Consider the following 21923-nt stretch of genomic DNA (forward strand, 5'->3'; position numbering starts at 1 on the left):
GCCGGGAGCGGCAGGCACGATCCGCCCTCACCCCTCCCACACCTGCCCCGGCCGCAGCGCCAGGAACCGCTCCGCCGGCACCCCGGCCTCGCCGAGCGCCGTCCCCAACGCCTCGGCCGGCGCCTCCGCGCCCTCGTTGGTCAGCCGGAACGTGCCCCAGTGGTGGCCCAGCGCCTGCGCGGCCCCGACGTCGCGGAAGATCCGCACCGCCTCCTCCGGGTTGACGTGCTGGGCCTGCATGAACCATCGCGGCTCGTAGGCGCCGATCGGCAGGGTGGCGAGGCGGGGCCCGCCGAAGCGCTCCCGCACCGCCCGGAAGATCGCCCCGTCGCCGTAGCCGGTATCGCCGACGTGATAGAGCACGCCCGCGGGCGTGGTGAGCACGAAGGCGCACCACAGGGCCATGCGCCTGTCGTTCACGCCGCGGGCCGACCAGTGATAGGCCGGCACCAGGTGCACGGTGATCTCAGCCCCGAGATCGACCGACCCGCCCCAGTCCCGGGTCTCGACCGGGATCGTGGCATCGTAGCTGCGCAGGATCGCGTCGTTGCCGAGCGGCGCCACGAAGGTCGGCGCGTGCTCGGCCCAGAGCCGGGCCAGGATCGGCCCGTCGAGATGGTCGTAGTGGTTGTGGGTGACGAGCACCGCATCGATCGGCGGCAGGGCCGCGAAGGCGATCCCCGGCGGGTTGGCGCGCTTCGGGCCGGCGAAGCCCACCGGGCTCGCGCGCTTGGCGTAGACCGGGTCGATCAGGATGTTGCGGCCCGCGACCTGGATCAGCAGGCTGGCATGCCCGATATGGACGACGCGCAGACCCTCGACCCGCTCGGGCGGCGTGTCCTGCGGAAACGGGCTCGGGACCCGGGCCGGCCAGGCCTCGCGGCCGCCAGCGAGCTGCCAGCGCGCCAGCTCGGCCACGTCCTTGTCCTGCGGCTGGCCCGGCGAGAAGAACCGCACGCCGTCGAAATGGTCGCTGACCGGGCCCTGGTAGTAGGGGTTGCGGCTGCGCCGGTGGGCGGCGTAGCCGACGCCGCCCAGCGTCATCACGGTGACGGCGCTGGCGAGCTTGAGGAAGCCACGGTTCTTCATGCACCCGGAGATGACCGGCCGAAGGCCGAGGTCAAGGTGCGTCTCCGCGGACCCTTCGCCGCGCCCGGACCGCATTGCACAACGCCGCCGGATCCTTACATTCATCCCATCGGCAACAACAGGAAGGAGGTGATCCAGTGTCTCATTGTCATCAGCCGCGGTCGTCTGCGCGCCGGACCTGGATCGTCGCCTCCGGCTTTACGGCCTGAGCGCACGACGAACGATCCGGGATCGGTGACGATCCTGACGGAAGTCTGTCGGACCGCGGTTCGGCAATGGAAGGGCTGCCCCGGCGACGGGGCGGCCCTTCGTCCGTTATGCGCCCAGCATGGGCGCGGCCTTGAGCGGTCGGGTCCCTTCGTGCTCCGGTCACGGCGGGCGACGCGCACCTGGGACAGGGCGACCGGCCGTGGGAGGGGCGCGTGGAGGGATCCGCCCCGTCTTCACGGACGGGAGGTGAGCCTGCGGTCCGCTCGGCCTGCCCGGGCGTGATGTCGCCGGGGGCCCGGGTGAATGCACCGTCGATGGCGGCGGACCGGTCGCGCCGAGCCTCTCACCCCGGGTCGGCCATGGTCGCCGGTGGACGAGTTCGACCTTGCCGGGGTGGAGGCTGCTGATGGCGACGCGGTGCCACGGGGTGTGCCCGCACGATCGGCTCCCGCGCTCCCCTCTGCGCTGACGCGGCCCAGATACGACGCCCGCAGGTGGGCCGCTCGATCGAGATGGTGTCGCCCTCGTCGCGGCGGACCTACCTGCGCCGGACGCGCCGGCCCTCGACGCAAGCTCCGCGCAACCCGGCGCTGACACGATCCCGGCCGTTCGGCAGGGGTCTTCCAGTCATGAGCGATGAACCGGTGACGGTGGAGCGGGCGGGCGAGCGGCTGGCCTATCACCTGCTCACGGAAGCCTATCGCGACCTCGCCTCGGTGCTGCTCAGCGCCGACGCCAAGGCGGCCCGGAGCCTGTTTCACGCGGTCGAGGCGCGTACGGCGGATGCGCTCCGGGCCGTGGTGGCGGAGCGGCGGGACGGTCCCGCCTCGCTCCGTATCGCCCGCGCGGTCGGCGGCCAGCTCAACGAGCTGTTCGAGGGCGCGCATGGCCACACCGGCATCCCGGCGTCGCGGCGGGTGGCCTAAGCTCGACAGCGGCCGGACGATGTCTTACGCAGGGGCATGACCGCGGCGAGGCGGCCCCGACGGCAGGTGCGGCATGCGCAAGCTCCTGGTGACCGTGTTGATTCTGCTGTGCGCCGCCGCGGAGGTCCGCGCGGCCGAGCGGCCGCTCTGGCTGCGCGAGCCGGCCCTGTCGCCGGACGGGACCCGCCTCGCCTTCCGGTACCGCGGCCGGATCTGGACCGTGCCGGCGGCGGGCGGCGAGGCCCGGCCGCTGACCGCTCCGGGGGCCCACGCCGAGACGCCGCTCTGGTCGCCCGACGGGACGAGCCTCGCCTTCGCGTCCGACCGCTCCGGCGCCCTCAACCTGTACAGCGCGCCCGCCGAGGGCGGCGAGGCCCGGCGCCTGACCTGGTACTCCCTCGACGAGCGGCCGATGAGCATCACGCCGGACGGGCGGGCGGTGCTGTTCGCCTCGCGGCGGCTCGGCGACGCGACCCGCACCTTCGCGCCGCCCGGCCGCGCCGAGCCGGCCTCCCAGGTCTGGGCCGTGCCGCTCTCCGGCGGGCGCGAGACCCTGGTGCTCCCGAACGCCGCGATGGAGGCGCGCTGGGACCCGGAGGGGCGGCGCCTCCTCTATACCAGCCCCAACGTCGAGCAGCGCTTCCGCCAGCACCAGGTCTCCCGCGCCGTGCGGCAGGTCTGGCTCTACGACGCCGCGACGGGGCGCCACGAGCGCCTGACCGACGGCATCCGCGAGAGCCGCGGCGCGGTCTGGCTGCCCGGCGGCGAGATCGCGTACCTGAGCGAGGCCTCGGGCTCGCTCAACGTCTGGCGGCTCTCCCTCACGGACCGCGTGCCGCGCCAGGTCACGCGCTTTCCCGACGGCCCGGTGCGCTTCCTGTCGGCCTCCCGCGACGGCGACCTCGCCTTCGCCCGCGACGGGCAGATCTCCCGCCTGCTGCGCGGCGCCGAGGCGCCCGAGCCGGTGCCGGTCACGGTCGCGGACGTGACCTTCGCCGACGAGGTCCCGGCCCGCACCTCGGATTTCTCCGACCTCGCGGTCTCGCCGACCGGCCAGGAGGTCGCCCTGGTGGCGCAGGGCGAGATCTACGTCGCGTCGCGGGACGGCAAGTCGGTGAAACGGGTCACCCGCACCGCGGGCGAGGAGCGCAACCCCGCCTTCTCGCCGGACGGCCGCCGCCTCGCCTACGCGGCCGAGCGCGACGGGCGCTGGGGCCTCTACGAGGCGGCGCCGGGGCAAGGGGACGAGCGCGGCTTCGCGCAGGCGACCCGCCTCGTCGAGCGGGCGCTGCCGACGCCGCCCGGCGACGCCTTCCTGCCGACCTGGTCGCCGGACGGGCGCCGCCTCGCCTACATCCACGATCGCGGCGCGGTCCACGTCCTCGACCCGGCGAGCGGCGCCGACCGGGAGGTGGTGCCGCCGGGCCTGTTCTATCCGTACCACGACGGGTCGTGGTGGCTGTCCTGGTCGCCGGACGGGCGCTGGCTGGCGCTGCCGGTCCAGATCGACCGCGGCTTCGTCCACAACGTCGCGGTGGTGCCGGCCGACGGCTCGCGGCCGCCCCGGCGGGTGGCGCCGGCGGGCGAGGGCCAGAGCGCGGCGCAGTGGAGCCCGGATGGCGGGATGCTGCTGTGGCGCAGCGAGCCGGAGGACCTGCACTCCGCCTCCGGCGCCACCGAGCGGGCCGACATCGACGCGGTCTTCGCCTCGCGCCGGGCCCGGGACGCCTACGAGGCCCGCCTGCGCGCGCCCGTCGAGCCCGAGCCGCCCCGGCCCGCCGCGCCGGCGAGGAGCGCCGAACCCGGCATGGCGGCGGAGCCGGGCGCGGTGGCCGAGCCCAGGCTCGCGCCGGAGCGGGAGGCGCCCCGCCCGGCCCCCGCGCCGCAGCCTTTCGACCCGGACGGGCTCGAGGACCGGCAGCACCGGCTCTCCGAGGGGCATGTCGACGTGGTCCATGCCAGCCTGTTGCGCGACGGGGTGAGCCTGCTCACCGTCGAGCGCAGCGAGCGGCCGAAGGGCGAGGGCTTCGCCCTCACCGGCACGATCCGCGACCTGCGCCAGGGCACGCGCCGCACGGTCTTCTCCGACCTGCCCTACCGGCGCTTCAGCCCGGTGCGCCTGAGCGGCGACCACCGCGTCCTGACCTTCCTGACCGGGAACGGCTTCACCGAGGTCGATCTCGCCCGGGGGGCCCCGCGCCACGTCCGGGTCGAGGCGGAGGCCGGCCACGACCCGGCCGCGCGCCTCGCGGCGGGCTTCGACCAGTTCTGGCGCCTGACGCGGGCCAAGTTCCTCGATCCGGGCCTGCACGGGGTCGACTGGGACGCGGTGCGGGCCCGCTACGCCCGCTTCCTGCCGGCGCTGGCGGATGCCCGCGACCTCGCCGAGCTCCTGTCCGAGATGGCGGGCGAGCTCGACGCCTCGCATACCGGCGCCGGCCTCAGCCCCGGCGTGCCGCCGGGCGAGGAGACCGCGTCGCTCGGCCTCTACTACGACGAGACCTTCTCGGGACCGGGCATGCGCGTCGCCGCGATCCTGCCCGCCGGCCCGTTCGATGCCGGCGACACGCGGCTCTCCCCCGGCGACGTGATCACGGCGGTCGACGGCGAGGCCGTGCCGGAGGCGGGCGGCATCCGGCGGCTCTTGCGCGGCGCGCGGGACCGGCGGGTCGAGATCGCCTTTCGCAAGCCCGACGGGACGGAGCTGCGCGAGCGCCGGGTGCCGGTGGGCCTCGAGCGCGAGCGCGACCTCGCCTTCGAGCGCTGGCGGCGGGTGCGCCGGGACGCAGTGGCGGCCCGCTCGTGCGGCCGCCTCGGCTACGTCCACGTCCGTGCGATGGACGCCGCCTCCTACCGCCGGACCTTCGCGGAGGTGTTCGGGCGGTTCGGCCAGGCCGAGGGGCTGGTGGTCGACGTGCGCTTCAATGGCGGCGGCAACCTGCACAACCAGCTCATCACCCTGCTCTCCGGCCGCCCCTACCTGACCTACGCGCCCCGCTCCGGCCCGGTCCAGAGCGATCCGCGCGACCGCTGGAGCCGCCCCTCCGTGGTGCTGATGAACGGGGCGAGCTACTCCGACGCCTCGATCTTCCCGCAGGGCTACCACGACCTCGGCATCGGCCCCCTGGTCGGCGAGCCGGTGGCCGGTACCGGCACCTTCACCTGGTGGGCGCCCTCGATGATCGTGCCGCGCCTCACCTACGGCCTGCCGCAGATCGCCCTCCACCGCGCCGACGGCACCCGGCTCGAGAACACCGACGTGCTGCCCGACCTCGCCGTCCCGCCCGACCCCGCCGCCTGGGCGGAGGGCCGCGACCCGCAGCTCGCCGCGGCGGTGGACCGCCTGCTCGGAGACCCGGGCGGCGCCTGCCGGCCGGCGAGCGCGGCGGCGGTGCCGCGGTAGGGAACAGGGTCTCACCGTGACCGGCCTGGCCATGCGGGACGCTGCTCGCGGCTCCGCTCGGACGCCCGGCCGGTCCCGCGCGACCGACGCTGCCGACCCCCTGCGAACCTTCGAACAGGGCCTGCCGAACGACCGCATCGGGTGGTTCCCAGACGTTCGGCGGAGGCATGACGCGCGTCCGGAGTGCAAGCCGAAGCCGGCGCACCTGCCGTTCGGGCACTCCGCGACAGTCGCATTGCGGGCCCGGCCGACACGCGCTATCCTGTCGGGGTCGAAAAAGGTGGGCCGGCGTGGTGAGCCCCGGCCAGCTGCCTCCTCCGGAGCAGCCAATTTCCAGCCCCCGACGGGCCACGGACCACGACGATGCGGACGTGCGTCCGCTCGTTGTGGGGCAAACCTGAGCGGCATGACAGCCGCGCTGCGTCCTCCCGAGCTTCGGCGCGCGTCCTTGAACCGACAAGGACGATCCTATGCAACCAACACCGGTCCTCATCGTCGGCGGCAGCCTCGTCGGGCTGTCCGCCGCGCTGTTCCTCGCGTGGCGCGGCGTGCCCGTCACCGTGGTCGAGAAGCACTTCGGGAGCTCGCCTCATCCGCGCGCCATCGGGTTCACGGAGCGCACGTTGGAACACTACCGTGCCGCCGGCATCGGCGACGCGATCCCGCAATCGGATCCCGACTTCACGCTGCGCCGGGCCCGCTTCGACAGCCTGAGCGGCGAACCGCTGTCGGAAACCCCCTGGACCCCGGGGCAGGTGCCGGAGCGAAAGGACCATCTCTCGCCGATCCGGGGGGCGGCGATCGCGCAGGACAGGCTGGAACCGATCCTGCGGGCGGCGGCGGAGGAGCGCGGCGCCGTCCTGCGCCCTGGCGTCGAGCTTGTGGGCTTCCGCCAGGAGGCAGGCGGTGTCACCGCCGCGGTGCGCGACCGGACGACCGGGCATGCCGAAACGCTCCGCGCAGGCTACCTGATCGCCGCCGACGGCGCCGACAGCCCGATCCGCGAGCAGCTGGGCATCCCGCGGCAGGGCGTCGGGCACCTGCGCACCCTGCGCAGCGTCCTGTTCCGCTGCCCCGGGGCCGAGGACGCCTTGCGTCACGGCATCCAGCAGTTCGAGATCGCGCAGCCCGGGTTCGAGGCGTTCGTGACCACCTACGGCGATGGTCGGTGGGTGCTGATGTTCGGCGACGATCGGGAGCGCACGGAGGATGAGCTGCGCGCGGCCGTGCTTCGCGCGCTCGGCCGTCCTCTGTCCTTCGAGATCATCACCACCGGCCGCTGGGAGATGGCCGGACGCATCGCGGAACGGTACCAGGAGGGCCGGGTGTTCCTGATGGGCGACGCGGCGCATCAATTGCCGCCGACGCGCGGCGGGTTCGGCGCCAACACCGGCATCGACGACGCTTACAATCTCGCCTGGAAGCTGCAGCGCGTGATCGCCGGCACGTCGGCACCGGCCCTGCTGGACAGCTATACGCCCGAGCGCCAACCGGTTGGCTGGTTGCGCCATCAGCAGACCTTCGCCCGGCCGGATTACAGGCGTTGGATCGGCGACCTCCTCCAGGATGAGCACCTGTACGGTGACGCCGCCATGGAACTGGGCCAACTGCATCGGTCGACCGTGATCGTGGGTGCGGGGCCGGACCTGCCTCCGGCCGCCCATCCGGAGGTCTGGGCGGGTCAGCCCGGGACCCGCGCGCCGCACGCATGGGTCGCGTGTGGTGGCCGGCGTGTCTCCACGCTCGACCTGTTCACGCGAGAGTTCGTGCTGGTGTCGGCTGACCCGCGCTGGTGCGCGGCGGCGGACCGCGTCGGCGGCGTGCGGGCCTACCGCGCCGGGCAGGACGTGATGTTCCCCGGGACCGAACCGTTCACCGAGACGTTCGGTGTTTCGCCGGCCGGGGCCACGCTGATCCGTCCGGACGGCCTGGTGTGCTGGCGGGCGCAGGCCATGACGGACGATCCCGTGCCGGCTCTCGCGAGGGTGATGCGTCAGGTTGCGGCTCTTCCCGCCTGAGGTCAGCCCACGGCGGGTGGTCGTCGGCGTCGGCCACCGTCGGCCCATCGGGCCGGCGGTCCCCGTCATGGCAGCTCCGGACATCGGGCAACGCCGGACGTCGCGCCGACGGCGCGAGCGTGTCCGGAACGCGGCTGCTCGGGGGCGGCTCGGCGCCGACCCGCCCCCGAGCAGCCGCGTTCCGTCTCGGGCCCCCGATCGCAGGGTCAGGCCGACCGGGCTCTGAACCCAAGCGGCGTTGCACGGAGCAATTCCGCTCCGCCCTCGGTCTTGCATCGGTTTCGCCGCCGAACCGGTGCCGCTTCGGTACCGGGCGACCCGACCGGCGGAATGATGCCCAAGCATCACTCGCCGAAGCGGTCACCGGTTTGGCGGCGAAACCGATGCAAAAACAAGAAGATAAGCAGAGTTGCGCCATGCGGCTCTGCTTAGAGGAAGCTCTGCGGATCCACGTCGATCCCGACCCTGAGGTTGCCCCGGACCTTGGGCCCGCGGGCGAGCCAGTCGCGCAGGTAGCTCTGGATGTCGATCTCGCGCTCGGTCTTGACCAGCAGGCGGAAGCGGTAGCGGCCGCGCACCAGCGCCAGCGGCGCCTCGGCGGGGCCGAGCACCATCACGCCGGGCGGCGGCTCGGCGACGCGGGCGAGCGCGCGGCCATGGGCTTCCGCCGCCTCGCGGTCGGTGCAGGAGATGACGAGGGCCGCCAGGCGCCCGAAGGGCGGCAGGCCGGCGACCTCGCGGGCCGCCGTCTCCTCGGCGTAGAAGCGCTCGGCGTCGCCGGAGATCAGCGCCGCGATCACCGGGTGCTCGGGCTGGTAGGTCTGGACGAGCGCCCGGCCCGGCTTCTCGCCGCGCCCGGCGCGGCCCGTCACCTGCTGCAGCAGCTGGAACGTGCGCTCGGCGGCGCGGGGATCGCCGGAGGTCAGCCCGATATCGGCGTCGAGCACGCCGACGAGGGTCAGATGCGGGAAGTTGTGGCCCTTGGCGACGAGCTGGGTGCCGACGACGATGTCGCAGCCGCCCTCGGCCACGGTCTGCAGCTCGGCCCTTAAGCGTTCGGCCCCGCCGGGAAAGTCGCTCGAGAGCACGATCACCCGCTTGTCCGGGAAGGTGGCGGCGACCTCCTCGGCGATGCGCTCGACGCCCGGCCCGCAGGCGGTGAGGTTGTCGAAGGTGCCGCACTCGGTGCAGGCCTCGGGCCGGCGCTCGGCATGGCCGCAATGGTGGCAGACGAGGGCGCGGCGGAAGCGGTGCTCGACGAGCCAGGTCGAGCAGTTCGGGCATTGGTAGCGGTGGCCGCAGGCCCGGCACAGGGTGAGCGGCGCGTAGCCGCGGCGGTTGAGGAACAGGAGCGCCTGCTCGCCCCGCGCATTGGTCTCGGCGATGGCGGAGACGAGGCTCGGCGACAGGTAGCGCCCGCGCGGCACCTTCTCAGCTCTCATGTCGATGGCGCGGATCTCCGGCAGGCGCCGGCCGCCGAAGCGCTCGGGCATCGCCACCCGGCGGTAGCGGCCGCGCTCGGCATTGACCCGGGTCTCGATCGACGGCGTGGCGGAGGCGAGCACCACGGCGGCGTTCTCGAGCTTGCCGCGCACCACCGCCATGTCGCGGGCGTGGTAGCAGACGCCGTCATCCTGCTTGTAGGCGCCCTCGTGCTCCTCATCGACCACGATCAGGCCGAGGGAGCGGAAGGGCAGGAAGAGGGCCGAGCGGGCGCCCACCACCACCTGCACCTCGCCCGAGGCGACGCCGGCCCGGATGCGCTCGCGCCGGCGCCCGCCGACCCCCGAGTGCCAGGCGGCGGGCCGGACGCCGAAGCGGCGGGCGAAGCGGTCGAGGAACTGGGCCGTCAGCGCGATCTCCGGCATCAGCACCAGGGATTGCACGCCCCGGCGCAGCGCCTCGGCCACCACCTCGAAATAGACCTCCGTCTTGCCCGATCCGGTGACGCCTTCGAGGAGCGTCACGCCACCCTCGCCGGCCGTCCCGCCCGAGGGAGGCGGCGCCGTCAGCGTCGCGACCAGGGCGCGGGCCGCCTCGGCCTGGGGCCCGGAGAGGGCATCGTGCGGATGGTCGGGGTCCGGCGGCTCGGCGACGCGCTCCGGGGCGAGCGCCACCGTCTCGAGCACGCCGTCGTCGATGAGCCCGTCGACGACGCTGGCGCTGACCCCGGCCTCGAGGCTGAGCGCCCGCTTGCCCCGCACCACCCCGTCGGCCGCCACCGCCACCACCTTGCCGCGGGCCGGGGTCATCCGGCTCGGCGGCATCCCGGTCGCCCGCACGCCGATCCGCGCGGTCTCGGTGCGGCTCTCCTCCGGCAGGCGGAGCGCCATGGCGAGCGCCGAGCCCTTCGGCGCCAGGGTGTAGCGGGCGATCCACTCGACGAGGCGGCGCAGGGCCGGGCTCAAGGCCTCGACGCCGATCCGGCCGCTGACGCGGCGCAGGTTCGAGCCGGCGCCGTCGCGCAACCCCCACACCACCCCGACCGTCTCGCGGGGCCCGAGCGGCACCTGCACCACGTCGCCCTCCCGCAAGGGTAACCCGGGCGGCACGGCGTAGCTGTAGGCCTGGTCGAGGGCGAGGGGGATGAGGATGTCGGCGATCGGGGCGGTCATCAGGGCGTGCGGTCGGGCGGCGGTCACGGTCTCATATAGGGATTGCCGCGCCGCGCCGCCCGCGCTCACGCCTCCTCGTCCTCGCCGATCCGCCGGCGCACGCCCCACTCGCCCAGCACGGCATTGAGGTCGTCGAGGATGAAGTGGCGGGCGCTGTCCTGGTCGTAGCCCTCCTCCAGGAGCGCGTCGTACTCGGTGAAGACGTGGCGGGCGTAAGCGACCAGGCCGAGCCAGGCGGCGGTCTCGGGCGCCGCGCCGCGCAGGCCGGCGCTCGCGAGCGCCCGGTCGACGATCGCCTCGGCCTCGAACTCGGGCACGCGGGGTGCCAGGCGCCCGAGCGCCGCCGCGACGGCCTCGCGGCGGGTCGGGAGCGCGGCCCGGGGGGATGCGGAGGGGAGCGGGTTGGAGCGGTGGCTCATCGGCATCCTCGAAGGGCGATCCGGGAGCGGAACCCTGCCGGAGCGGGCCGCCCGTGTCACCCCCCGCGCCGCACCGGGCCAGACGCTCACAAGAAAATTTTCCTATTAACGCGCCCGGAAAAAGATCAGTAAGAAACATTCGGAATAACTGACGCAAGGACGGCGCAGCGCGCGCCTTGATCAACGGTTCGATGCCTATGATGGTTCTCACCCGCCTCACCGGTCGTTTCCTGACGCTGTCGCTGCTGCTCGGTGCGATCATGGTGGGGCTCTGCGCCCACACCCTGATGCGATTCGAGGAGAGCGCCGAGACCACGGCGCGGATCGGCAGCCGGATCCTCCCGGTGGTCGACCGCCTCGGCGACCTGCGGGCGACGATGACCCGGGTGCGGCTCGGCGCGACCCGGGTGATCGACGCGGCCGACCCGGCCGAGATGGCCCGGGCCCGGGAGCGCAACGAGGCCCGCATCGCGGAGATGCAGGGTCTGGTCGAGGGATTCCGGAGCCTGCCGCTGACACCGGCGGAGCGCGAGGCCTTCGACGGTTTCACCCGGACCTGGACCGCTTACCTCGCCCAGCAGACGGGCGCCTTCGGGCAGGCGGCGCGGGATCCGGCCGCCGCCAAGGCCGTCTTCAACGGCCCGGCCAACAAGGCGTACGACCAGGCCTGGAAGGAGCTGGAGCGGCTGAAGGCCGGGTTCGCCGAGGAGGCCGCCGCCGCCGTCGCCGCCTCGGAGGCGGCCCGGGCCGGAACCGAGCGGACCGTGATCGTGGCTACGGCGGGTGGCGTGATCCTGGCCATGCTGCTGATGGGCTGGCTCGCTCGCGACATCGCCGGCCGGGCGGTGCGCCTCGCCGCCACCATGCGGCAGCTGGCGGAGGGGAACAGCGAGACCGCGATTCCCTGCACCGGGCGCAGGGACGAGATCGGCGAGATCGCCGAGGCGGCGATCGGCTTTCGCGAGAGCCTGCGCCGCAACCGCGCCCTCGAGGCGGAGGCGGAGGCGGCCCGGGAGGGCCTCGAGGCGCAGCGGCGGCAGGCGATGGGCGAGGTCGCCGACGCGTTCGAGCGGGCGGTGGGCGGGGTCGTCAGCGCGGTCTCGGCCTCCGCCGACCGCCTGCAGCGCGCGGCCCGCACCATGAGCGCGGTCGCGGCCGAGACCTCGGCGCGATCGGGCGCCGCCGCCGCGGCCGCCCGCGACGCCTCGGCCAATGTCGGCATGGTGGCGGCCGCCGCCGAGGAGCTCGGCGCCTCGGTCGACGAGATCGGCCGCCAGGTCGGCGGCTCGGCCGACCTCGCCCGGGAGGCGGTCGGCGAGGCCGACGCGACGGCAACCCACGTCCAGGCGCTAAGCGAGGCGGCCGCGCGGATCGGCGACGTGGTGGCGCTGATCTCCGCCATTGCCGGCCAGACCAACCTGCTGGCGCTCAACGCCACCATCGAGGCGGCCCGGGCCGGCGAGGCGGGGCGCGGCTTCTCGGTCGTCGCCGCCGAAGTGAAGGGACTCTCCGCCCAGACGAGCCGCGCCACGGCCGAGATCACTGGCCAGATCGGCCAGATCCAGGCCGCGACAGACCGGGCCGTCGCGGCGATCAGCGGCATCTCGGGCCGCATCCGCGAGCTCAACGGGGTCGCCGCCTCGATCGCCGCGGCCGTGGAGCAGCAGGGTGCGGCGACGCAGGAGATCGTCCGCAACGTCACGGAAGCCGCCGCCGGCACCGGCGCGGTCACCGGCACGATCGGCGAGGTGGCCGGCGCGGCGCATGAGACCGGCCAGGCGGCAGGCCAAGTCCTCGACGCGGCCTCGGCCCTGTCGCGGGAGGCCGAGCATCTCTCGGCGGAGGTCGGGCGGTTCCTGGCGACGGTGCGGGCGGCCTGACCGCTCCGCACGACCGCCCGTCACGGGAGGTGGCGGCCCCTCCCCGTCGGGCTCGTGCCGTCGCCGCCTCAACCCGGATTCCCGGTTCCGGCGCACCTACCGGGCTCGCCGGAGAACCATCACGCCGCCCGTGCCTCGAAGTCGATCCGCGGGTCGATCCAGCTATAGGTCAGGTCGGAGATCAGGTTCACCACCAGACCCAGCAGCGAGAAGATGTAGAGGTTGGCGAACACCACCGGATAGTCGCGGTTCACGATCGATTCGAACGACAGGAGCCCGAGCCCGTCGAGGCTGAAGATGGTCTCGATCAGGAGCGAACCGGCGAAGAACGCCGAGATGAACGCGCCCGGGAAGCCCGCCACCACGATCAGCATCGCGTTGCGGAAGACGTGGCCGTAAAGCACCTGGCGCTCGGACAGGCCCTTCATGCGGGCAGTGAGCACGTATTGCTTGCGGATCTCGTCGAGGAACGAGTTCTTGGTGAGCAAGGTCGAGGTCGCGAAGGCGCCGATCGCCATGGCGACGATCGGCAGGGTGATGTGCCAGAGGTAGTCGGTCACCTTCTGCCAGAGCGGGAAGGTCGACCAGCCCTCGCTGGTGAGGCCGCGCAGGGGAAAGAGCTGCAGGAACGAGCCGCCGGCAAACAGCACGATCAGCAGGATCGCGAACAGGAAGCCGGGGATCGCGTAGCCGACGATGACGACGCCCGACGTCCAGACGTCGAAGGGCGAGCCGTCCCGCACCGCCTTGCGGATGCCGAGCGGAATCGAGATCGCGTAGGAGATCAGCGTCATCCAGAGGCCGAGGCTGATCGAGACCGGCAGCTTCTCGCGGATGAGCTGGAGCACCGAGACGTCGCGAAAGTAGCTCTTGCCGAAGTCGAAGCGGGCGTAGTCCCACAGCATCTTCAGGAAGCGCTCGTGGGCGGGCTTGTCGAAGCCGAATTGCTGCTCCAGGCGCTTGATGAAGGCCGGGTCGAGCCCTTGCGCGCCGCGGTAGCGGGAATTCGTCTCGCCCCCGCCGCCGGGCGAGGCGCCGCGGCCGGCGAGGTCGCCGCCGCCGCCGGTGACCCGGGACATCGCGGTGTTCTGGCCCTGGAGCTGGGCGAGCACCCGCTCGACCGGCCCGCCGGGGGCGAACTGCACGATCACGAAGGAGATCAGCATGATCCCGAGGATCGTCGGGATCATCAGGAGCAGGCGTCGCAGGATGTAGGCCGCCATCGTGTCAGGTCCTGCCGATCTTTCGCGCCTTGTCGGCGTCGTGCCACCAGATCGCCGGCACGCCCAGCCCGTATTTCGGCAGCTCGCGCGGGCGTCCGTAGAGGTCCCAGAGCGCCAGGCGGTGGGTCGCGCCGTACCACATCGGCACCCAGTAGCGCCCGGCCCGCAGCACCCGGTCGAGGGCTCGGCAGGCGGTGGTGAGCGCGGCCCGCGAGTCGGCGTCGGCGACGCGGTCGAGCATCGCGTCGACGGCCGGATCGCCGATCCCGGAGAGGTTCTGCGAGCCCGGCACGGTGGCGCTGCGGCTGCCATAGACCTCGCGCAGGGAGGCTCCTGGGGTGACCGAGCCGCCGAACCGCGACGAGACCACGTCGAAGTCGAAATCCTTGAGCCGCGCCTGGTACTGCGCCGGATCGACGAGGCGCGAGCTCGCCCGGATGCCGAGCAGGGACAGGTTCTTGATGTAGGATTGCAGCAGCGGCTGGAAGACCGGCGAGGAATCCAGGAACTCGAAGGCGAGCGGCTGGCCGTCCGGCAGCTTCATCACGCCGCCGTCGCGGGTGCAGCCGGCCTGGCGCAGGAGCGTGTCGGCCCGCCGCAGAAGGGCCCGGTCCTGGCCGGACCCGTCCGAGCGCGGCGGCGACCACGGCTCGCCGAACACCTCGTCGGGCACGCGCCCCCGGAACGGCTCGAGGAGCGCGAGTTCGTCAGGCGCCGGCGGCCCTTCCGCCTTCAGGTCGGAATTCTCGAAGAACGAGGCGGTGCGCTTGTAGGCGCCGTACATCAGGTTCTGGTTCGACCACTCGAAGTCGAAGGCGAGCCCGATCGCCTCGCGGATGCGGGGGTCGCGGAAGACGGCGCGGCGGGTGTTGAGGAACCAGCCCTGCGTGCCCGAGGGGGTGGCGTCCGGCACGGTCTCGCGCTTGACGCGGCCCTCCTGGGCCGCCGGGAAGTCGTAGCCGGTGGCCCAGACCCGGGAGGTGAATTCCTCCCGCCATGTGAAGGTGCCGGCCTTGAACGCCTCGAAGGCGACGTCGCGATCGCGAAAATACTCGTAGCGGATCTCCGAAAAATTGTTCTGGCCGACGGTGACCGGCAGGTCGGCGCCCCAGTAATCGGCGACGCGCTCGAAGGCGATGAAGCGGCCGACCTCGAAGCGGGAGACCCGGTAGGGGCCGGAGGCGAGCGGCGGCTCCAGCGTCGAGGCCTCGAAGTCGCGGGTCCTGTAATAGGCCTGGGAGAAGATCGGCAATTCGGCGACGATCAGCGGCAGGTCGCGGCTGCGGCCCGGTGCGAAGCGCACCACCACCACGTCGTCGCCCTCGGCGCTGGCGCCGGCGACGTCGCGCAGGACCGCGGCGACGCGCGGGTGGCCCTTCTCCTTCAGCGTCATGACCGAGAAGGCGACGTCGCGGGCGGTGAGCCGCGAGCCGTCGTGGAAGCGGGCCTGAGGGCGAAGCGAGAAGCGGTAGGACAGGCCGTCCTCGCTCACCGAGACGCTGCGGGCGACGAGGCCGTAGACCGCGTCCGGCTCGTCGAGGGCCCGGACCATCAGGCTGTCGAACGTCAGGTCCATGCCGGCGGCGCCGTCGCCCTTCAGCACGTAGATGTTGAGGGTGTTGAAGGTCTCGAAGGCCTGGTTGCCGGTGGTCGTCGAGAGTTGCGCCGAGAAGCTGCCGCCCTTCGGCGCCAGCGGGTCGACGTAGTCGAAGCGCGGGAAACCGGCGGGGTATTTCAGGTCGCCGAAGCTCGACAGGCCGTGGCGCTCAGGCCCTTGCGCGAAGGCCGGGACGCGGGCGGCGAGGAGCGCGGCCCCGCTCCCGGCCAGGAAGCTGCGCCGGCGGATCATCGCGCCGCCCCGGTCTTGGCGGCGAGCCCCTGGTCGTACCACCAGGTCGTCGGGAAGCCCGAGGCGCCGTATTTCGGCAGCACCGCCGGATGGCCGAAGCGGTTCCAGCGCAGGGTCCGCGACACGTTCGAGGACCATTGCGGCACGACGTAGTTGCGGGCGAGCAGCACCCGGTCGAGGGCGCGCGTTGCCGCCACCAGCTCCTCGCGGTCGCCGGCATAGATCACCTTGTCGATCAGCGCGTCGACGCCCGGATCCTTGATGCCCGGAAGGTTGCGCGAGCCCGGCCGGTCGGCCGCGGCCGAGCCCCAGAAGTCGCGCTGCTCGTTGCCGGGCGAGAGCGATTCGGGCCAGGAGCTGAGCGCCAGCGCGTCGAAGTCGAAGCTGCGGGCGAGGTTCTGGTACTGGGCCGGGTCGACCACCCGCAGCGAGACCTTCAGGCCGATGCGCTCGAGCGCCGCCCGGTAGGGCAGCACGATCCGCTCGGCCGAGTTGTCGTAGCCGAGGAACTCGACGGTGAAGGGCTGGCCGGTGGCCTTCTCGACCATCTGGTTGCCGCGGATCTCGTAGCCGGCCTCCTGGAACAGGCGGACGGCCTCGCGCAGGTTGGCGCGCACCGCCTCGGCGTTGCCGTTGACCGGGTTCCTGTAGGGCGTGGTAAAGACCGACGCCGGCACCTTGTCCTTGACGCTCTCCAGGATCGCCCGCTCGCGGCCCTCCGGCAGGCCGGACGAGGCGAGCTCGGTTCCGAAGAAGTACGAATCGACCCGCTTGTAGAGCCCGTAGAACAGGGTGCGGTTCATCTCCTCGAAGTCGAAGGCGAGGTTGAAGGCCCGCCGCACCCGCTCGTCGGCGAACTTTTTCCGCCGCAGGTTGAGGGTGAAGGCCTGCATGATGCCGAGGCCTGCCTGCGGGAATTCCTCCTTGACGATCCGGCCCTCGCGCACGGCCGGGAAGCCGTCATAGGCGGTGGCCCAGTTGCGGGCGATGTTCTCGGTGCGCCAGTCGAACTGGTCGGCCTTGAACGCCTCGATCAGCACCGTGGCATCGCGAAAATACTCGTCGCGGAGGGTGTCGAAGTTGTTGGCGCCGCGGTTCACGGGCAGGTCGCGGCCCCAGTAATCCGGCACCCGCTCGTAGGCGACCGAGCGGCCGGCATCGAAGCGGGCGAGGCGGTAGGGGCCGGAGCCGAGCGGGATCTCAAGGGTCGTCTCGGTCGGGTTGCGGGGCCGGCCCGATGCGTCCTTGCCCTGCCACCAGTGCTTGGGCAGGATCGGGAACTGGCCGACGATCTGCGGCAGCTCGCGGTTGCCCGTCTCCGAGAAGGTGAACCGCACCTCGTGCGGGCCGGTCGCCTCGGCCTTCGTCACGTTGTGATAGTAGGCGGAATATTGCGGGCTGTTCTCCTTCAGCACCTCGAAGGAGAAGACCACGTCGTCCGCCGTCACCGGCTTGCCGTCGTGCCAGCGCGCCTCCGGCCGCAGGCGGTAGACGACGCTGCCGAGGTCGTCGGCCGGCCGCACCGCCTCGGCGAGGAGCCCGTAATAGGTCGAGGGCTCGTCCTGCGCCTGGGCCAGCAGCGTGTCGTAGATCAGCGGGATCTGCCCCTCGAGGTCGCCCTTCACCCCGGCGACGACGAGGTTGAAGTTGTCGAACGACCCCTGCGAGCCGAGCCGCAGCAGGCCGCCCTTCGGGGCGTCCGGGTCGGCATAGTCGAAATGCGTGAAGCCCGCCGGGTATTTCGGCTCGCCGAGGAGCGACAGGCCGTGGCGCCAGCCGCCGCCTGTCGGCGCGCCGGCCGCGGGAGCGGCCGGGCTCTGGGCCTGGGCCGGCGCGAGGGCGGCGAGGCCCGGGAGGGCGAGAGCGAGAGCCAGGGCGGCGCGGCGAGTGAGGGGGCGTGCGGTCACGCGGGGCGATCCTCCGGTCGGGACGGGTCTCGCCACCGTTCTAGGTCGCGGGGGGCGCCTGCGCCAACCCGGGCGCGTCGGCGCAGGGGGGCGAAGGAGGCCTTGGACGAAAAAGGCCGGGCTCTCGCCCGGCCTCGCGCTCACGCAGTCTCCCTCGGGACCGTCAGGGCTTCGGGAAGTCGACCGGCTTCTCGGACAGGGTCTTGAGGTAGGCCAGGATGTCGGCCCGCTCGGCGCCCGAGGGCACGCCCGCGAAGGCCATGATGGTGCCCTGGACGTACTGCTTCGGGGCGTGGATGAACTGGTCGAGGTCCTCGTAGGTCCAGTTGCCGCCCTTGGCCTTCATGGCGGCCGAGTAGTTGAAGCCCTCGTGGCTGCCCTTCGGGCGCTCGACGACGCCGTAGAGGCCCGGGCCCACCTTGTTCGCGCCGCCCTTGTCGAAGCTGTGGCAGGCCGCGCACTTCTTGGCGGCGGCCTGGCCCTTGGTGGCGTCGGCGCTGGCGAGGCGGACCGGCAGCGGCTCCTCCTTGGCGGCGGCCGGAGCGGCGGCGCCGGCATTCTCCTCGGCGGCCGGCAGGGCGTAGCCGCGATCACCCGCCGGCTTCGGCTTGTAGATCAGCTCGGCCAGGAACCCCGTTCCCATCGCGAGAAGCAGGGCGCCGAGCACTGCGCCGGCGATCTTGTTAAGCTCGAAGGAATCCATGTTTCGGCGGCTCCGATGCTCCGGTGAGCAGGGGCGATGCGAGGCGCGGCCCGGCGCCGCGCCGCAGTGAAGGTCCGCCGGTGCTTAGCCGTTCTGCGACGTCGTTGACAATGGCTCCAAACATTGTCGGTTGGTCGCAGCGCCTCGGCGTGTGGACAGCGCCACGGTCGCGGCCGCGGACCGCCCGCTCGGCCCGCCATGACAAGCCCGGCCGGCGCTGCTAAGAGCCGCGGCTTGCCGGGCGACCGGTCGTTCACCCGTTCCGAAGCGCCGCATGTCCGATCCGCTCGTCCTGATTCCCGCCCGCCTCGCCGCCACCCGCCTGCCCGAGAAGCCGCTGGCCGACATCGCCGGCGCGCCGATGATCGTGCATGTCTGGCGCCGGGCGATCGAGGCCGGCATCGGGCCGGTCGTGGTCTGCACCGACACCCCGGCGATCGTGCAGGCGGTCGAGGCCGCGGGCGGGCTCGCGGTGATGACCCGGCCCGACCACCCGTCGGGCTCCGACCGCCTCGCCGAGGCCCTGGAGGTCATCGATCCGGAGGGGCGCCACGACGTGGTGGTCAACGTTCAGGGCGACCTGCCGACCATCGATCCCGCGGCGATCGCCGCCTCGGTCGCGCCTCTGGCCGACCGGGCCGTCGACATCGCGACCCTCTGCGCCGTCATCACCCGGCCCGAGGAGCGCACCGAGCCGAGCGTCGTCAAGCTCGTCGGCTCCGAGATCGCGCCCGGACGCCTGCGGGCGCTCTACTTCACCCGCGCCACCGCGCCGTACGGCGACGGCCCGCTCCTCCACCATATCGGCCTCTACGCCTATCGCCGCCGCGCGCTCGAGCGCTTCGTCGCCCTGCCGCCGAGCCCGCTCGAGCGGCGCGAGAAGCTCGAGCAGCTGCGCGCGCTCGAAGCCGGGATGCGGATCGACGCGGTGGTGGTCGACGACGTGCCCCTCGGCGTCGACACCCCCCACGACCTCGCGCGCGCCCGCGCCATCCTGGCCGCCCGGCGCCTGAACTGACTTCCCCGAAAGCCTTACGTGATGAACCAGACGATCTCCTACCAGGGCGAGCCCGGCGCCAACTCGCACATCATCATCCAGGAGGCCTATCCGGACTGGACGCCGCTCCCCTGCGCCACCTTCGAGGACGCGCTCACGGCGGTGCAGGACGGCTCGGCGGCGCTCGGCATGATCCCGATCGAGAACTCGATCGCCGGGCGCGTCGCCGACATCCACCACATGCTGCCGGCCTCCGGGCTCCACATCGTCGGCGAGCAGTTCCTGCCGATCCACTTCCAGCTCATGGCCCTGCCGGGCGTCGCGCTGGAGGAGATCCGCACCGTGCACAGCCACGTCCACGCGCTCGGCCAGTGCCGCAAGATCATCCGGCGCCTCGGCCTCAAGGCGGTCGTCGCGCCCGACACCGCCGGCGCCGCCCGCCAGGTCGCCGAGGCCGGCGACCGCACCCGCGCCTCGCTCTCGCCGCGGCTGGCCGGCGCCATCTACGGCCTCTCGATCCTGGCCGAGGACGTCGAGGACGAGGCGCACAACACGACCCGCTTCGTGGTGCTCTCCCGCGAGCCGGCCGTGCCGCCGGCGGGCAACGGCCCGACGGTGACGAGCTTCATGTTCCGGGTGCGCAACATCCCGGCCGCCCTCTACAAGGCGCTCGGGGGGTTCGCCACGAACGGCGTCAACATGACCAAGCTCGAGAGCTACATGGTCGAGGGCCAGTTCACCGCGACCCAGTTCTACGCCGAGGTCGACGGCCACCCGGAGGAGCCGTCCCTGCGCCGGGCCCTCGACGAGCTGGCGTATTTCTCGAGCGCCTTCCGCATCATCGGCACGTATCCGGCGCATCCGTTCCGGGAGAGCGCGCGGCCGCCGGCCGAGTGATGCCGCCGCGCCTTCGAACGGACTCGTTCGCAGGCGCTGGCTCAGCCCGAACGGGTTCGCGCCGACAGGCGCAGATGTGCCGAACGCCTTCGCACCGATGTGTCGACGCGAAGGCGCCAGGGTATGAGACGGGGCCCCGGCCCCTCATGCCGGCGGCCCGGGACGCTGACGCGCCGGATCGGTGATCCAACGCGACTTGTCGACCTGGGGCCGAAGGCTCGGCGAACGGCACCGAAGGTCGGTGTCGACGGCCGTCGATACGAGACCGGCTCAAGCGGATGCCGGTTGAAAGCACCCTGCCGCCGGCGGTCCGTGGCCGGCGGGACGAGGCTCAGCCCCGCACCGGAAAGACCCGCGGCGACAGTTCCTCCAGGCTGCGGCCGGCCCAGTCGCGGCCTGGGGCCCCGGCGACGACCTCGGCCTGGCCGCGCCGCAGCATCGCGATGTCCTCGGCGATGTCGAAGGTCGTGACCTCCCCGTCGCGCACGACCTGGATCCCATCGACGAAGACGTCGCGGACGGCGCGGTCGTTGGCCGAGTAGACCAGGCTGCGCAACGGCTCGTAATCGGGCTGCATGTACGGGTTGCTCATGTCGATGACGGCGAAATCCGCCTTGCAGCCGACCGCCAGCCGGCCGAGATCGGGCCGCCGGATCATGTCGGCGCCGCCGCTCGTCGCGGCCGTGAAGGCCTGGGCGGTGGTCGCGGCGGTGTAGCTGCCGGCCCGGATGCGGCCGGCGTAGCAGGCCAGGCGCAGCTCATCGAGCATGTTGTGCGGGAAGGTGTCGGTGCCGATCCCGCAGGGGATGCCGGCCTCCACGTACCGGCCGAGGGAGTTCAGCGCGATGCCGCGCCGCGCGAACACGACCGGGCAATGGGCGACGCCGGCGCCGCTGTCGCGCAGGCGCTCGAAGTCGTTCGCGTGCGGGAAGTGCAGCCAAGGGTGATCGTTGAGGAAGATGCCGTGGCCGATCACGAGGTCGGGCCCCAGGGCCCCGATCTTGTCGAGCCAGCCGATCGGCGTCTCGCCGTACCGGCGCAGGATCTCCTGGAACTCCACGATGCTCTGCGCGGCGTGGATCTGGATCGGCTGGCCGCGGTCGCGGGCGGCAGCCAGCGCCTCGAGGATCTGGCCTTCCGTCACCGTGTCGATCTGGGCCGGGCAGAGCAGGCCCGAGATGCGGCCGCTCGGATGGCGCCCGGCCTCGTCCATCAGGTCGATCGCCTCGCGCAGGAGCCGGTCGCCGCGGGCCGGATCGAGGTCGTACTCGACCGAGTGGCCGTTGGTGGTCTTCCACGGCCCGGAGCGGAACATCGCCCAGAGCACCGCCCGGATGCCGGTCTCGGCGTAGTGCTCCGGCCAGTCGGGACTCGGCTGGCCGAGGTCGCAGATCGTCGTGACGCCGCTCTTGAGAAGCTCCGAGACGGCGACGCGCCGGGCGTGCCGGGCGTAACCCGGCCCGATGTTGAAGACCGGCATGAACTCGTAGAGCGAGCTCTGGCCGAGCTTGGCGCTGCCGAGCTCCTCGAGCATGCCTTTCCAGCCGGGCTCGTGGCCGGGATGGGAGTGGATGTTGACGAAGCCCGGGATCAGCATCAGCCCGGTGCCGTCGATCTCCTGCGCGACCAAGCCCTCGTAATCCTTGCCGACGAAGACGATGTCCTTGCCCGAGAAGGCGAGGTCGGCGTTCTGCAGGTAGACGTGGGAGCCGGCCTCGGCGTCCCAGGCGACGATCCAGTCGCAGTTCCGGTAGAGCGTCGCGCCAGTGGCTTCGGTCACGGGTCCC

14 protein-coding genes are annotated in these 21923 nt (G+C 72.7%); 6 read left to right on the forward strand and 8 right to left on the reverse strand.

From position 1 onward, the window contains the following. Positions 1-27: 27 nt before the first annotated feature. The gene (locus tag EU555_RS24560; RefSeq protein WP_135417850.1) at positions 28-1089 is read right to left on the reverse strand and encodes an MBL fold metallo-hydrolase; all 1062 of its coding nucleotides are present in this window, start codon (positions 1087-1089) and stop codon (positions 28-30) included. A gap of 839 nt (positions 1090-1928) precedes the next feature. On the opposite strand from EU555_RS24560, the gene EU555_RS24565 reads away from it, so the two are divergent. From EU555_RS24565 to EU555_RS24575, 3 genes are all read left to right on the forward strand, one after another. After that, the gene (locus EU555_RS24565; RefSeq protein ID WP_135417851.1) at positions 1929-2225 is read left to right on the forward strand and encodes a hypothetical protein; all 297 of its coding nucleotides are present in this window, start codon (positions 1929-1931) and stop codon (positions 2223-2225) included. A gap of 73 nt (positions 2226-2298) precedes the next feature. Then, positions 2299-5628, forward strand: coding sequence for a S41 family peptidase (locus EU555_RS24570; RefSeq protein ID WP_135417852.1), 3330 nt, complete (start codon positions 2299-2301; stop codon positions 5626-5628). A gap of 470 nt (positions 5629-6098) precedes the next feature. Continuing rightward, positions 6099-7646, forward strand: coding sequence for an FAD-dependent monooxygenase (locus tag EU555_RS24575; protein WP_135417853.1), 1548 nt, complete (start codon positions 6099-6101; stop codon positions 7644-7646). 428 nt (positions 7647-8074) lie between these two features. Here the strand turns inward: EU555_RS24575 and EU555_RS24580 are convergent, their stop codons facing one another. Beyond that, entirely contained in the window at positions 8075-10261 is a 2187-nt protein-coding gene (locus tag EU555_RS24580) for a primosomal protein N' (RefSeq protein WP_135417926.1), read from the reverse strand. Positions 10262-10326: 65 nt separating this feature from the next. Further along, the gene (locus EU555_RS24585; protein WP_135417854.1) at positions 10327-10680 is read right to left on the reverse strand and encodes a DUF2293 domain-containing protein; all 354 of its coding nucleotides are present in this window, start codon (positions 10678-10680) and stop codon (positions 10327-10329) included. 191 nt (positions 10681-10871) lie between these two features. Between EU555_RS24585 and EU555_RS24590 the strand changes: the two genes are divergently transcribed. Further along, the gene (locus tag EU555_RS24590; protein WP_135417855.1) at positions 10872-12560 is read left to right on the forward strand and encodes a HAMP domain-containing methyl-accepting chemotaxis protein; all 1689 of its coding nucleotides are present in this window, start codon (positions 10872-10874) and stop codon (positions 12558-12560) included. A gap of 119 nt (positions 12561-12679) precedes the next feature. Here EU555_RS24590 and EU555_RS24595 read toward each other — a convergent pair whose 3' ends face one another. From EU555_RS24595 to EU555_RS24610, 4 genes are all read right to left on the reverse strand, one after another. Further along, positions 12680-13783 (reverse strand): microcin C ABC transporter permease YejB, encoded by a 1104-nt coding sequence (locus EU555_RS24595; protein WP_135417856.1) that lies wholly within the window; start codon positions 13781-13783, stop codon positions 12680-12682. A gap of 4 nt (positions 13784-13787) precedes the next feature. Beyond that, positions 13788-15632: an extracellular solute-binding protein gene (locus tag EU555_RS24600; RefSeq protein ID WP_135417857.1), complete on the reverse strand. Its 1845-nt coding sequence runs from the start codon at positions 15630-15632 to the stop codon at positions 13788-13790. Next, positions 15629-17539, reverse strand: coding sequence for an extracellular solute-binding protein (locus tag EU555_RS24605; RefSeq protein ID WP_135417858.1), 1911 nt, complete (start codon positions 17537-17539; stop codon positions 15629-15631). The genes EU555_RS24600 and EU555_RS24605 overlap by 4 nt, the downstream gene beginning before the upstream one ends. 163 nt (positions 17540-17702) lie before the next feature. Continuing rightward, the gene (locus tag EU555_RS24610; RefSeq protein WP_135417859.1) at positions 17703-18242 is read right to left on the reverse strand and encodes a c-type cytochrome; all 540 of its coding nucleotides are present in this window, start codon (positions 18240-18242) and stop codon (positions 17703-17705) included. A 274-nt stretch (positions 18243-18516) separates the two neighbouring features. On the opposite strand from EU555_RS24610, the gene EU555_RS24615 reads away from it, so the two are divergent. Together EU555_RS24615 and EU555_RS24620 are read left to right on the forward strand one after the other, a co-directional pair. Further along, positions 18517-19260: a 3-deoxy-manno-octulosonate cytidylyltransferase gene (locus EU555_RS24615; protein ID WP_135417860.1), complete on the forward strand. Its 744-nt coding sequence runs from the start codon at positions 18517-18519 to the stop codon at positions 19258-19260. A 21-nt stretch (positions 19261-19281) separates the two neighbouring features. Then, positions 19282-20136 (forward strand): prephenate dehydratase, encoded by an 855-nt coding sequence (locus EU555_RS24620; protein ID WP_135417861.1) that lies wholly within the window; start codon positions 19282-19284, stop codon positions 20134-20136. Positions 20137-20467: 331 nt separating this feature from the next. Here EU555_RS24620 and EU555_RS24625 read toward each other — a convergent pair whose 3' ends face one another. After that, a complete protein-coding gene (locus EU555_RS24625; protein WP_135417862.1) occupies positions 20468-21916 on the reverse strand; it encodes an amidohydrolase family protein in 1449 nt (482 codons plus the stop codon). Positions 21917-21923 lie beyond the last annotated feature (7 nt).

The sequence above is a fragment of the Methylobacterium nonmethylotrophicum genome (assembly GCF_004745635.1).
Taxonomy (GTDB): domain Bacteria; phylum Pseudomonadota; class Alphaproteobacteria; order Rhizobiales; family Beijerinckiaceae; genus Methylobacterium; species Methylobacterium nonmethylotrophicum.

Coding starts and splice junctions, on each gene's coding strand:
- EU555_RS24565 (WP_135417851.1), top strand. CDS start 1,929: ATGAGCGATGAACCGGTGACGGTGGAGCGGGCGGGCGAGCGGCTGGCC.
- EU555_RS24580 (WP_135417926.1), bottom strand. CDS start 10,261: ATGACCGCCCCGATCGCCGACATCCTCATCCCCCTCGCCCTCGACCAG.
- EU555_RS24615 (WP_135417860.1), top strand. CDS start 18,517: ATGTCCGATCCGCTCGTCCTGATTCCCGCCCGCCTCGCCGCCACCCGC.
- EU555_RS24585 (WP_135417854.1), bottom strand. CDS start 10,680: ATGAGCCACCGCTCCAACCCGCTCCCCTCCGCATCCCCCCGGGCCGCG.
- EU555_RS24570 (WP_135417852.1), top strand. CDS start 2,299: ATGCGCAAGCTCCTGGTGACCGTGTTGATTCTGCTGTGCGCCGCCGCG.
- EU555_RS24575 (WP_135417853.1), top strand. CDS start 6,099: ATGCAACCAACACCGGTCCTCATCGTCGGCGGCAGCCTCGTCGGGCTG.
- EU555_RS24610 (WP_135417859.1), bottom strand. CDS start 18,242: ATGGATTCCTTCGAGCTTAACAAGATCGCCGGCGCAGTGCTCGGCGCC.
- EU555_RS24560 (WP_135417850.1), bottom strand. CDS start 1,089: ATGAAGAACCGTGGCTTCCTCAAGCTCGCCAGCGCCGTCACCGTGATG.
- EU555_RS24590 (WP_135417855.1), top strand. CDS start 10,872: ATGCCTATGATGGTTCTCACCCGCCTCACCGGTCGTTTCCTGACGCTG.
- EU555_RS24600 (WP_135417857.1), bottom strand. CDS start 15,632: ATGATCCGCCGGCGCAGCTTCCTGGCCGGGAGCGGGGCCGCGCTCCTC.
- EU555_RS24620 (WP_135417861.1), top strand. CDS start 19,282: ATGAACCAGACGATCTCCTACCAGGGCGAGCCCGGCGCCAACTCGCAC.
- EU555_RS24595 (WP_135417856.1), bottom strand. CDS start 13,783: ATGGCGGCCTACATCCTGCGACGCCTGCTCCTGATGATCCCGACGATC.